Origin of the sequence: Dokdonia sp. Asnod2-E02 (assembly GCF_045063915.1) — a bacterium.
Classification (GTDB): domain Bacteria; phylum Bacteroidota; class Bacteroidia; order Flavobacteriales; family Flavobacteriaceae; genus Dokdonia.
This window is the reverse complement of sequence record NZ_JBEFNX010000005.1, coordinates 1,943,185-1,954,775: the sequence shown is the minus strand read 5'-3', so window position 1 is coordinate 1,954,775 and position 11,591 is coordinate 1,943,185. Positions and strand designations below refer to the sequence as shown.

At 39.2% G+C, this 11,591-nt stretch carries 11 protein-coding genes; 6 read left to right on the top strand and 5 right to left on the bottom strand.

The window, feature by feature from the left end:
• Positions 1-7: 7 nt before the first annotated feature.
• A complete protein-coding gene (locus ACJJVM_RS08925; protein ID WP_298349226.1) occupies positions 8-1,543 on the bottom strand; it encodes a glycine--tRNA ligase in 1,536 nt (511 codons plus the stop codon).
• Positions 1,544-1,707: 164 nt separating this feature from the next.
• On the bottom strand, positions 1,708-2,589 hold the full coding sequence (locus ACJJVM_RS08920) for a hypothetical protein (RefSeq protein ID WP_405211460.1): 882 nt from the start codon (positions 2,587-2,589) through the stop codon (positions 1,708-1,710).
• Between the two features lie 131 nt (positions 2,590-2,720).
• Here ACJJVM_RS08920 and ACJJVM_RS08915 point away from each other — a divergent pair, with 131 nt between their 5' ends.
• Together ACJJVM_RS08915 and ACJJVM_RS08910 are read left to right on the top strand one after the other, a co-directional pair.
• Positions 2,721-3,323: a ComF family protein gene (locus ACJJVM_RS08915; protein ID WP_405211459.1), complete on the top strand. Its 603-nt coding sequence runs from the start codon at positions 2,721-2,723 to the stop codon at positions 3,321-3,323.
• 65 nt (positions 3,324-3,388) lie between these two features.
• Positions 3,389-5,029, top strand: coding sequence for an Ig-like domain-containing protein (locus ACJJVM_RS08910; RefSeq protein ID WP_405211458.1), 1,641 nt, complete (start codon positions 3,389-3,391; stop codon positions 5,027-5,029).
• On the opposite strand, the gene ACJJVM_RS08905 is transcribed toward ACJJVM_RS08910, so the two are convergent.
• Positions 5,016-5,795 carry a nitrilase family protein gene (locus ACJJVM_RS08905; RefSeq protein WP_405211457.1) on the bottom strand — a complete coding sequence of 260 codons (780 nt, stop codon included), beginning with the start codon at positions 5,793-5,795 and terminating at the stop codon, positions 5,016-5,018. The genes ACJJVM_RS08910 and ACJJVM_RS08905 overlap by 14 nt on opposite strands.
• 93 nt (positions 5,796-5,888) lie before the next feature.
• Between ACJJVM_RS08905 and ACJJVM_RS08900 the strand changes: the two genes are divergently transcribed.
• From ACJJVM_RS08900 to ACJJVM_RS08890, 3 genes are read left to right on the top strand one after another with little or no spacing between them, the layout of a single operon-like run.
• Complete coding sequence (locus ACJJVM_RS08900) at positions 5,889-7,799, top strand: DUF294 nucleotidyltransferase-like domain-containing protein (protein WP_405211456.1); 1,911 nt, start codon at positions 5,889-5,891, stop codon at positions 7,797-7,799.
• Positions 7,800-8,489, top strand: a complete 690-nt coding sequence (locus ACJJVM_RS08895) for a PolC-type DNA polymerase III (RefSeq protein WP_405211455.1) — start codon at positions 7,800-7,802, stop codon at positions 8,487-8,489.
• Complete coding sequence (locus ACJJVM_RS08890; RefSeq protein WP_405211454.1) at positions 8,486-9,148, top strand: HAD family hydrolase; 663 nt, start codon at positions 8,486-8,488, stop codon at positions 9,146-9,148. Before ACJJVM_RS08895 ends, ACJJVM_RS08890 begins: the two co-directional genes overlap by 4 nt.
• 56 nt (positions 9,149-9,204) lie before the next feature.
• Here ACJJVM_RS08890 and ACJJVM_RS08885 read toward each other — a convergent pair whose 3' ends face one another.
• Entirely contained in the window at positions 9,205-9,675 is a 471-nt protein-coding gene (locus tag ACJJVM_RS08885; RefSeq protein WP_298349245.1) for an ankyrin repeat domain-containing protein, read from the bottom strand.
• 222 nt (positions 9,676-9,897) lie between these two features.
• Here ACJJVM_RS08885 and ACJJVM_RS08880 point away from each other — a divergent pair, with 222 nt between their 5' ends.
• On the top strand, positions 9,898-10,410 hold the full coding sequence (locus ACJJVM_RS08880; RefSeq protein ID WP_405211453.1) for a DUF1440 domain-containing protein: 513 nt from the start codon (positions 9,898-9,900) through the stop codon (positions 10,408-10,410).
• On the opposite strand, the gene ACJJVM_RS08875 is transcribed toward ACJJVM_RS08880, so the two are convergent.
• Positions 10,407-11,549, bottom strand: a complete 1,143-nt coding sequence (locus tag ACJJVM_RS08875; RefSeq protein WP_405211452.1) for a methionine aminotransferase — start codon at positions 11,547-11,549, stop codon at positions 10,407-10,409. The two genes, ACJJVM_RS08880 and ACJJVM_RS08875, sit on opposite strands and share 4 nt — an antisense overlap.
• Positions 11,550-11,591 lie beyond the last annotated feature (42 nt).

Genomic DNA, 11,591 nt, shown 5'->3' with positions numbered 1-11,591 from the left:
ATAAATACTATGCTATCCAGTGCTTAAAATTTACTTCCTTATCAATTATTGCAGCGAGGTCTGTGATAAGAACACGCTTTTGTTCCATCGTATCTCTGTGGCGTATGGTCACCATTTTATCTTCTAGCGTATCGTGGTCTACAGTAATACAAAAAGGTGTTCCGTTTGCGTCTTGTCTTCTGTAACGCTTACCTACAGCATCTTTTTCGTCATAAAACACATTAAAGTCATACTTAAGATCATCTATAATTTGCTTTGCTACTTCTGGTAAACCATCTTTCTTTACAAGCGGAAAAACAGCTGCTTTTACAGGCGCAAGTACAGCAGGTAATTTAAGTACTGTTCTTGTTGTGTTATTTTCTAACTCTTCCTCAACAAGAGAATTAGAAAATACTGCAAGAAACATACGATCAAGACCTATTGATGTTTCTAAAACATAAGGTGTATAACTCGCATTATCTTCGTGATCAAAATATTGTAGCTTTTTACCAGAGTGCTCTTCGTGTGCCTTAAGGTCAAAATCTGTACGAGAGTGTATACCCTCTAGCTCTTTAAACCCAAAAGGGAATTTAAACTCAATATCTGCCGCAGCATCTGCATAGTGAGCAAGCTTCTCGTGATCGTGAAAACGGTAATTATCCTCACCCATACCTAGAGATAAGTGCCACTTCATTCTGGTTTCTTTCCAGTGTTTGTACCACTCCCCTTGTGTTCCAGGTTTTATAAAAAATTGCATCTCCATTTGCTCAAACTCACGCATTCTAAAGATAAACTGTCTTGCAACAATCTCATTTCTAAAAGCCTTTCCCGTTTGTGCAATTCCAAAAGGAATCTTCATACGTCCCGTTTTCTGAACGTTTAAGAAGTTTACAAAAATACCCTGAGCAGTTTCTGGTCGCAAGTAAAGATCCATAGCGCTCTCTGCACTAGCACCTAGCTTAGTTCCAAACATAAGGTTAAACTGTTTTACATCTGTCCAGTTCTTACTACCGCTTAGTGGGCAACCTATGCCTAACTCTTCTATGAGCAGTTTTACATCTGCCAGGTCTTCTTTTTCTAGTGACTTACCTAGGCGAGATAAAATTGTATCTATCTTTTCTTGATATCCAAGTACACGTGGGTTTGTGCTTAAAAATTCTTCTTTATTAAACGCATCCCCAAAACGCTTTTGAGCCTTCTTTACTTCCTTTTCGATTTTTGTTTCAATCTTAAGGCAGTAATCTTCCACTAGCACATCTGCTCTGTAACGTTTTTTTGAGTCCTTATTATCTATTAACGGATCACTAAAAGCATCTACGTGACCAGAGGCCTTCCAGGTAGTAGGATGCATAAAGATTGCCGCGTCAAGACCCACTATATTATCGTGCATTTGCACCATAGATTTCCACCAGTAATCACGTATATTTTTCTTTAACTCTACACCGTTTTGACCGTAATCGTAAACAGCGCTTAGTCCGTCATATATTTCGCTACTTTGAAAAACGTAGCCATATTCCTTTGCGTGGGAGATTACTTTTTTAAATTGATCGTCTTGTTGAGCCATAGTATGTAGATGGTTATGATACTGATGATTTATGTGGAGCTATTTCCGCTTTCGCGAAAGCGTAATAAAAACCCTTTAAACCTCAATAATTGAGAGTAATATTTACTTATTTAACTAGGCGTAAAAATAGCAATCCATCTGTAGTTATGGAAATTGCAAGCAACCTATTTTAAGGTAAGGGTTGTAGAGAGCAACATTGCTTGATCGTGGAAAATGCGCACAATATATGCACCTCTATCTATTTGCTGTACGGGAAGCACTAGCTCGCATATGGTATAGGCCTTATTTGAGTAAGGGATTTTAGTTTTTGTATTGTACACAATCTCTTCTCCACTAGGCCACTTTTCTGATCGCTCTACACCTAGCATTTTACCTTGCTCGTTAAGAACTTGCACATAAAAGATCTTATCACCTGCTACTGCCAGTTGATTATCATTTACCGTAAAACATACTTGTATCATCTCTACACGACTGGCGCGAGAGGTGATTACAAATTTACCACTGTTGCGTTGTATAACGCCGCGTGCAGCGAGGTTACTCACGGTGAGCTTTGCTCCTTGTGTGAGCCTGTCTGCAAGCTCTCTATTAGATTTTTGAATACTGTCTTGAGACTTCTTTGCTTCATCTAGTGCTTTTTGTGTCTCTTGCTGGAGTGTTGCTAGCCTTTTAGTTTCTAGCGTAAGGCTGTCATTTTCGGTAATAAAGTACTCACGCTCTCTACGCAGTTTTTGTATCTCGAGCTGAAATTGTCGCATCTTTGACCTAGTAACATTTTCTCCTTGAAGTGTCTTTTTGAGCTCTATAAGTCTTACTTGTGCTTGTTTGAGGTTTGCTTTTAGCGCATCACGTTCTTCTAGCAGTGCGCTATATTTTGATATTTCTTGCTCAAGTTGCGTAGCTATTTGTGCTTTCTCTGTGAGTAATTGTGCTTCTCTCTTTTGCACCTCACTTTGAAAATCATACGTATAATACCCTAACCCAGCGACAACTAGACATAGCAGTATAACAAGAATTAGTAAAGTATTATTGGTACTTTTAGTACGCATAGATGGTCTATTATTCGCTCAAAGGCGTTAAATTAGAAAAAAAAAGTAAAACCTTGCTACAATCTTTACGATCTCTTTTTTTTCCTGAAAGTTGTAAATCTTGCGACAATGAGCTTCTTGAGGCAGAAGATATGATTTGCACACAGTGCAGACATACACTCCCTCTTACAGATTTTCATAGGTACAACGACCCTGCAATAAAAAAAGTATTTTACGGACGTCTCAATCTTGAAGAAGCGACAGCCTTATTTTATTTTGAGAAAAAAGGTCCCGTACAAGAACTCTTACATAACTTAAAGTACAGAGGTCACAAAAACATAAGCGAGTTTTTAGGCAACTGGCTAGGTGCAGACCTTGCTATTCTTGACAACTATAAAGAAATAGATTGCATTGTGCCCGTACCCATACACCCTAAAAAGAAGAAAACAAGAGGTTACAATCAAGTAGCCGGTTTTGGTAAAGCGCTTGCAAAGTCACTTACTGCAACATATAGAGATGATGTGCTTATAAAGTCTAAGAATACGAAGACTCAAGTTTTTAAAGGCCGTTTTACTCGCAGTGACGAGGTGCTTGATGCTTTTACCGTAGCGATAGACAACTCGCTAGAAGGAAAGCATATTTTACTATGTGATGACATACTCACTACGGGAGCTACTCTGGAGGCCTGCGCATTGCAGCTGCTTAAAATCCCTAATATTAAGTTAAGTATTGCTGTTATGGCAATAGCGCAATAGGTATTTCGTTTTGGGTAAATTAATTGTTTCTTTGCAAATAGATGAGAGATAACCCTTGGTACTTTATGAACTTAAAAAGAGCAACCGTTTTTGCTCTTGTAATCGTGGGTATGGCACTCACTCTGGTAAATTGTGCAAAACGCGGCTCACCAGATGGAGGGCCTATGGATAGCCTACCTCCCGTGTTTGTAAAAGCGACACCGCCTAACTTTACAACCAACTTTGATGGAGATGAGATACGCATCTACTTTGATGAATATGTAAAGCTCAAAGACTTGCGCAAGCAGCTTATCATCTCGCCTCCTATTGTGAATAGAGTCATCTCACCGCAGGGAACTGCTTCAAAATATATCAAAATTGACATTCAAGATACGCTAGCTCCTAACACCACTTATGTATTTAACTTTGGGCTAAGTATTGTAGATAATAATGAAGGAAACCCTTTCCCGTCATTTAAATATGTGATGTCTACTGGAGACTATATAGATAGCCTTAAAGTATCTGGAAAAATTATAGATGCAGTGGCAGAAAAGCCAGACAACTTTGTAACTGTAATGCTTTATGAAGCAGATAGTACTTATACAGACTCAACGGTTTATAACAAACCTCCTCTATATGTTACTAATACACTAGATAGTTTAGACACTTTTACACTAGACTACCTCAAGCCTGGAAAGTATGCGCTTATAGGTCTCAAAGATGAGGATGCAAACTATACCTTCCAGCCTAAAAAGGATAAAATTGCCTTTATAGAAGAGTTTATTAATGTTCCTACAGACTCTTCTTATACTTTAAAGTTATTTACAGAGGCTCCTGCTTATAAAGTCTCGAGACCTAAGCACGCAGCAGAAGGCAGAATAGCCTTTGGAACCACGGGATATAGAGATAGTATTGCTATTAATCTTCTAACAGATGCAGGAGACAAGCACACCTCAACAATTACTAAAAAAGGTGAAGATACCCTTTACTACTGGTACAAGCCTAAGCTGGCAATAGACTCTCTTATATTTAACGCCACTGCTCCTGGATACTCAGACACCTTACAAGCACGTATAAGAAAACCAAGATTAGACTCGCTCTCATTTTCATCGAAGTACCGAAATGTAGTTTTATTTAATAAAGCTTATCGTATACAGAGTAATATCCCCATAGATAGTATAAACAAAGAGCTTATTACCGTTATAAAAGACTCTACAGAAATAGAGTTTGACTACGCCCTTGCAGAGAATAGCACAGCTATTGATTTTGACTTCAAGAAGGAAGAAAAAACGAGATATAGTATTACGGTCTTACCAAATGCGATTACAGATTACTTTGGACAAAAGAATGACACCCTGCGCTACAAAGCCCAAACTAAGGAAATAGGTGATTACGGTGATATAGAGCTCACACTAGTAAATGCACAAGCATTCCCATATATCGTACAGTTGCTCGATAGTCAAGAAAAGGTGGTAGAAGAGCGCTTTAGTTCAAAAGAAACGGTATTTGAGTTTAAGCTTCTCAAGCCTGGTAAGTACAAAGTGCGCCTTGTAGAAGATGCGAATAACAATAAAGTCTTTGACTCTGGTAACTTCTTACTAAAGAGACAGCCAGAAATTATAATTAACTACCCTGGTGAGATAGAGGTGCGACCTAGCTGGTTTGCAAAGGAGCGATTTGAGCTACTCCCTAAAGAAGAGCCACTAGAAATTCCTACCCCAGAGTAAATACATCTTTGTCTTGAAGAAACGGCAACTTTGCTCTTGTCTCTTTAATGTGGTTTTTTGAAAGTGTAGCAAGCACTACCTTTTCTTCAACTCTTGCAATAGCCATAGTTTTACCCAGCACATCATATGCAGCGGTGTGACCTACATAATTGAGATTATTTGCATCTGTACCTACTCGATTTACACCTATGGTATAAGCCATATTTTCTATAGCGCGCGCTTGTAATAAAGTATCCCACGCTCCTACTCTAGCCTCTGGCCAGTTTGCCACATATAAGACCACATCATAGCCTGAGGTATTTCTTGCAAAAACAGGAAATCTTAAATCGTAACAAACTTGCAATAGTATTTTCCACCCTAGGTAGGTAATAGTGACGGGCGCATCACCAGCTTGATATTTTTCACCCTCACCGGCCATATTAAAGGTGTGTCTTTTATTGTAATAATCTATTGTACCCTCTGGGGTTATAAAAACAAAACGATTATAGTACAAATCGTTTTCCTCTATAATGAGACTACCGCAAATAGCCGTTTTATATTTTTTTGCTTGTGCTTTCATCCACTGCACTGTGATGCCATCCATAGTCTCTGCTAGAGGTCCTGGATTCATAGAGAAACCGGTTGTAAACATTTCTGGCAAGATGGCGAGATCACAGTTTTCTGGTAATTGTGTAAAGTGCTTTTCAAAGGCTAGGCGATTTTGAGCGGGTTGCTCCCAGATTAAATCGCTTTGTATCATTGCCACATTAAGTTGATCTCTTTCCATAGCATAAAGATAAAACGTATGCCTATATAAAACTACCGTACTATTATAAAAGCTAGCAACTCATTATTATCTTTACGTACCATCGCACTGTCTATGCAAAACACAATCGCAACACGTATATATGATTTTTTAAAACAGTTCCCGCCTTTTCAGTTTATGGCGAGTGACGATCTCTTTAAAATATCTACGCTGGCAAATGTGCTCTATCTAGATAAAGATCAGATTCTTTTCTCTCGAGACGAGCTCTATAGTGATCGCTTTTATATCGTTCAGCAAGGCGCCATAAAACTCACTAGACCTTCTGGTAATAAGACAAAGGTGGTAGACATTTGTGATGAGGGCGATTTATTTGGCCTTAAAGTAACTAGTGAGAACACCTACCGTACGACAGCCACGGCAAATGAGGAAACTATTATCTACACGATACCGGTAGAAGCGTTTTCCGCTTTCGCGAAAGCGAACAAGGCCATCTCAAATTACCTCATCGCCAGCTTTGCTTCAAACATAAAGGACCCCTACACCTTACAACAAAACGGATCCTTACTTAACACCTATGAGCCCGATCGCAATCAAGACTTGCTAGGCTTGCAGCAAGCAAACTACAGTAAGAATGTAGTAAGTTGTGAACCAAGTGCTACTGTGCAAGAGGCAGCACAACTTATGCAATCTAGCAGGATAGGTAGTCTGGTTGTAACTAGCAACGAGCTACCTGTTGGGATTTTGACTAATAGGGAACTGCGCAACGCCATTGCAAGTGGCACAGACACTACAAGCACACTTACAAAGGATATAATGATTCATCCCGTGGTGTGCGCTCCTGGAGATATAACGGTAGGGCAGGCGCAGCTTATGCTTATAAAGTACGAAGTAAATCATCTCGTAATTACAAAAGATGGAACAGATAGAAGCGCTATAATAGGGATACTAAGCAAGCACGATATTGTAGTCTCATTTGGTAATAGTCCTGCAGAGCTTATTAAAGAAATCAAAAGAGCAGAAAAGACTAAACTCCTACGTATGTCTTGGGAGAAAGCAACGGTAATACTTACAAACTACCTTGACCAAGGCTTACCACTATCACACATACTCAATATCTTCTCTGAGCTCAAGGGTGCACTCATATATCGTACGATGGAACTCTCACTAGCCAAAATGAGTGAACCCCCTCCAGTGCCTTTTACTTGGCTAGCTTTAGGGAGTCAAGGCAGGGAAGAGCAGTTGTTATATACAGATCAAGATAATGCCCTTGTTTATGAAAATGTCCCCGCAGAAAAAGAGGAAGCCACAAAAGCTTATTTCTTAAGACTGGCAAACCGTATGAACAAACGCCTGCATAAAATAGGCTATGATTATTGTCCTGCAGATATGATGGGGAGCAACCCTTTGTATTGTTTACCCATAAGTGAGTGGAAAGAAAAATTTAAAGGCTGGATATACGACCCCTCACCAGAGAGTATGCTACTCTCGGGTATCTTTTTTGATTACAGGCGTACCTTTGGAAGCCAGCAACTCGTTGACGAGCTCACTACTCATATTTACAGTTTACTAGGCGACAGCTCCATTTTTTATCGATTTATGGCAAAAGATGCGCTTAAAAATCCGCCGCCGGTGAGTTTTTTCAGAAACTTTCTGGTAGAAAGTGATGGGGCCCATAAAGATGAATTTGATATAAAAAACAGAGCAATGGCCCCTCTTATAGGTGCGGCAAGAGTACTTTCTCTATATCACGGTCTCAAAAATGTAAATAGAACTTCTACTAGATACGAGCAACTCGCAATACTAGAACCAGAAAACCGAGAGTTATATGAAAGTTGTGCTTATGCGTTTAAAGCACTACTTAAATTTAGAGTACAACAAGGTTTAAAAAACGGAGATAGCGGTCGCTTTATACAACTAGAGTCATTATCAAAATCTGATAGACTTAAACTCAAGAGATGTTTTAAACCCTTACGGGATGTGCAAGAAGTACTACGTGTACGATTTCAAACTCAAAACTTAAGCTAGATGTCCTTATTCTCAAAAAATAATGACTCACTACCAGAGTTTTGGATAAAATATCTTGACGCTTTCGCGAAAGAAAAAAAGAAAAAAAGCTTCTTTAAAAAAACCGCAGATAGCAAGGGTTTACAAAACACAAGATTTGTAGTTTTTGATACAGAGACCACGGGTTTAGATTATAAAAAAGATCGCATTCTTTCCCTAGGTGGTGTTGCTGTAGTAGGCAATCAAGTTATTGTGGCAGACACGCTCGAGCTGTTTTTAAAACAAGACTTTTACAATCCAGACAGCGCACAAATACACGGGATCTTAAAACAAGGCAATTACCTCAAGGTAAATGAAAAAGAAGCCATTGCCCAGTGTCTAGATTTTATAGGCACAGATATTCTGGTAGGGCATCACGTAGGCTTTGACGTAGCAGTGGTAAATCAATCACTTAAAAGAGCTGGCCTAGGCAGACTAAAAAACAGACAGCTCGATACAGAGATTTTATACAAGAGACTAGTACACCCAGTAAACAGACCTCTACAAGACAAGCGCTACACCCTAGATGAGCTTGCCGAAGCGCTTAAAATACCACTACACGACAGGCATACCGCAGCAGGAGACTCTTTAATCACGGCGCTTGCTTTTATAAAAATTGTTCATAAGCTCAACAGCGATGGCGAGATGAAATTAAAACACCTTTTTAGATGATTAATCAAGACACACTTATTGTATTTGACATAGACGGTACACTTACTGACAGCATACCAACCTATTTACCCGTAATAACCAAAGTACTTGCAGATATAGGTCTGAAGGATATAGATACAGACTATGACAACTACCTGCATCATACAGATCGCTATGCACTAGAGTATAATTATGAGCGCAATTTTGGCAAGAAAGCACCACAAGATTTACGGTACACACTAGACACACTCTTAGGAGAAGAGCTCATAAAACACCCTTCTGTGCCAGAGATAAAAGGTGCTACAACATTACTTGAGGTTCTCATAAACGAAAAAATCCCTTTTGCATATGGTACGGGAGCTTTCCCAAAAGCAACAGTGGTAAAGATGGAAGGCTCTGGTGTGCCATTTATACCAGAAGTACTCGCTACCTCGCTAGAAAATGTATCACGAGTAGGTTTTGTAAAAGAAGCCATAGAGAAGTCTAAGGCACATTATGGTCACACTAGTTTTGAGCGCATCATTGCTGTGGGCGATGGTCTTTGGGATCTCAAAGCTGCACAAGATCTTGAGATAGACTTTTTAGGCATAGGCACAAAAAACAAAGACGCAATGCTCAAAAATGGATGCACGCATTGGGTAAAAGACTATGCAAATTTTGACCTCTCGCAATTTGGATAGATTAAAAATGCGTGAGTAAAGATGGAGAATTACGCTTTCGCGAAAGCGTAAACCTGCTACTTGCCTTCTAAAATAGCCATTAGCTTTTCTGCTCCTTGCATTTTTGCGTGATCGTAAGCGGTGTTGCCTTTTTCGTCTACGTGGCTTGCGTCTGCGCCATTATCTATAAGTAGCTGTGCAATTTCTGACTGTGCAAAAGTTGCTGCATAAATCAAAGCGGTTGCACTATTTAAATTTTGAGCATTTACATCTGCACCGTGGTCTATAAGTAGTTTTGCGATGGACGCATATCCCTTAAAACAAACACCCATAAGAGCCGTGTTACCAGAAGCATCTTTTGCATTAAGATCTGGTTTGTGCTTAAGCATAGCCTCTGCCATATCTTGATTACCGTAATAAGTCGCAAGTAAGAGTGGCGTTGAACCACGTTGATCTTTTATATTAATAAGCTCTGGGTGTGCCGTTATAATTGCTTTTACCATCTCTACATCTCCGTTGCGTATGGCATCAAAAAGTTTGTCATTCATAATATGCTGTGCTATCTAACTTAATGTATAAATATAATCACAAAACAAATATCGCGCTCACAAGCAGTCATAATATTTACCTATAATATGATTTAAGTAATCATTGTAAAAACATTTGTTCATCTAGTAGGCTCGCTAAAATCTTGTTAATTACAATTCTCTTAAGACCCTAAGCTCAAGTTCTAAACTATATTTAAAAACACTAACCAAAACTATATTACAATGAGCAACTCTGCATTATCAAACTGGCTAGAAAAAGACACAATGGCATCTAACGCTTCGAGAGGAGTTATCTCTGGTGTACTAGGTGGACTTGCAGGTACTATTGTAAAAACAGCAATCGAACGTTTTTTACCAGTAAGACAACCTAACACAGAAAGCGCGCAACTTAAACTTGTAGATAATATTTCTAAAAAACTCACGGGTGAACCCGTAAGTGCTTCAAACCGGGATCTAGCAGAACAACTGGTAAACATCCCAATAGGAGTAACACTAGGCGCGAGTCTAGGCTATGCAAAACGTGACAGACCAGAGACTAATGTAGTGGAGGGCGCCCTCTTCGGAACGACAGCATATCTTGCTACACACGAGACATCATTACCACTTATGGGTCTAGAAGAAGCTCCAGAAGACATCCCAGTAAAGTTACAAGCAAATGAGTTTCTGGCTCACGTAGCCTTTGGTATAACTGCAGAGCTTGTGAGAGGCTGGGTGGCTAGAAGACTAGATGATTAAATCTCACATAAAATAGTTGCTGCTTTTTTAAGGGTTTCATCATCTTTTGCAAAGCAAAAACGAAGCATTTTAAAATCTTCTTGATGAAGATTAAAGACTGAGGTCGGTATTGATGCTACTTTATGGTCTTTTGTGAGCCTCTTTGCAAATTCTACATCTTCCTCCTGCGTTATCTCGCTATAATCTAGCATTTGAAAATAAGTTCCAGCAGCGGGTGTTACCTTAAAACGTGAGTCTTTAATTAGGTCTAAAAATAAATCCCTCTTTTGCTGAAAGAAATCATTGAGTCTCAAATAATGCTCTGGTTCTTTAAGATATGTTGCAAAGGCTTTTTGTGATGGATGATGTACAGAAAAAACATTAAACTGGTGTACTTTCTGAAACTCCTCCATTAATGCCTTAGGCGCTACTGTATATCCCATTTTCCACCCTGTGTTGTGAAAGGTTTTTCCAAAAGATGCAGTAATAAAACTACGTGCTCGTAGCTCTGGATATCTAGCTACACTCTCGTGTTGTTTACCATCAAAAACAATATGCTCATACACCTCATCACTAAGCAAGATAATATCTGTGCCTTTTAATATTCTAGACAGCTCCATCATATCCTCCTTATCAAGTATAGTACCTGTAGGGTTATGCGGTGTGTTTATAAAAAGCATCTTAGTCTTAGGCGTTATAGCACGCTCTACCGCACTCCAGTTTACTTTATACAATGGTGCCTTGAGTTGTATAGGGACTATAGTTCCTCCATTTACTGTTACTGCTGGCTCATAACAATCATATGCTGGTTTAAGAACAATTACCTCATCTCCTAGTCTTATAAAAGCAGATACAATGGTATAAATAGCTTGTGTGGCCCCAGCCGTCACAGTTACCTCACTCTCTGGATGATAATCACTGCCGTATAATGCATTTATCTTATTGGCTATTTGCTCGCGTAGGCCATATACTCCAGGCATAGGTGCATACTGATTATACCCATCACTCATAGCCTTAGTTACCAGTTGTTGTAACTTGGGATCACTATCAAACCCAGGAAAACCTTGAGCAAGATTAATAGCTCCTTCTTGATGAGCAAGCTTACTCATCACTGTAAAAATGGTGGTACCTACATCTGGGAGTTTTGAAGTAAAGTGCATTGCAGTCTCTTTTTCTTTATGATGACTAAAGATAAGACAACT

Excerpts from the sequence above, each read along its gene's own strand:
- ACJJVM_RS08925 (WP_298349226.1), bottom strand. The coding sequence starts at position 1,543 with ATGGCTCAACAAGACGATCAATTTAAAAAAGTAATCTCCCACGCAAAG.
- ACJJVM_RS08920 (WP_405211460.1), bottom strand. The coding sequence starts at position 2,589 with ATGCGTACTAAAAGTACCAATAATACTTTACTAATTCTTGTTATACTG.
- ACJJVM_RS08915 (WP_405211459.1), top strand. The coding sequence starts at position 2,721 with ATGATTTGCACACAGTGCAGACATACACTCCCTCTTACAGATTTTCAT.
- ACJJVM_RS08910 (WP_405211458.1), top strand. The coding sequence starts at position 3,389 with ATGAACTTAAAAAGAGCAACCGTTTTTGCTCTTGTAATCGTGGGTATG.
- ACJJVM_RS08905 (WP_405211457.1), bottom strand. The coding sequence starts at position 5,795 with ATGGAAAGAGATCAACTTAATGTGGCAATGATACAAAGCGATTTAATC.
- ACJJVM_RS08900 (WP_405211456.1), top strand. The coding sequence starts at position 5,889 with ATGCAAAACACAATCGCAACACGTATATATGATTTTTTAAAACAGTTC.
- ACJJVM_RS08895 (WP_405211455.1), top strand. The coding sequence starts at position 7,800 with ATGTCCTTATTCTCAAAAAATAATGACTCACTACCAGAGTTTTGGATA.
- ACJJVM_RS08890 (WP_405211454.1), top strand. The coding sequence starts at position 8,486 with ATGATTAATCAAGACACACTTATTGTATTTGACATAGACGGTACACTT.
- ACJJVM_RS08885 (WP_298349245.1), bottom strand. The coding sequence starts at position 9,675 with ATGAATGACAAACTTTTTGATGCCATACGCAACGGAGATGTAGAGATG.
- ACJJVM_RS08880 (WP_405211453.1), top strand. The coding sequence starts at position 9,898 with ATGAGCAACTCTGCATTATCAAACTGGCTAGAAAAAGACACAATGGCA.
- ACJJVM_RS08875 (WP_405211452.1), bottom strand. The coding sequence starts at position 11,549 with ATGCACTTTACTTCAAAACTCCCAGATGTAGGTACCACCATTTTTACA.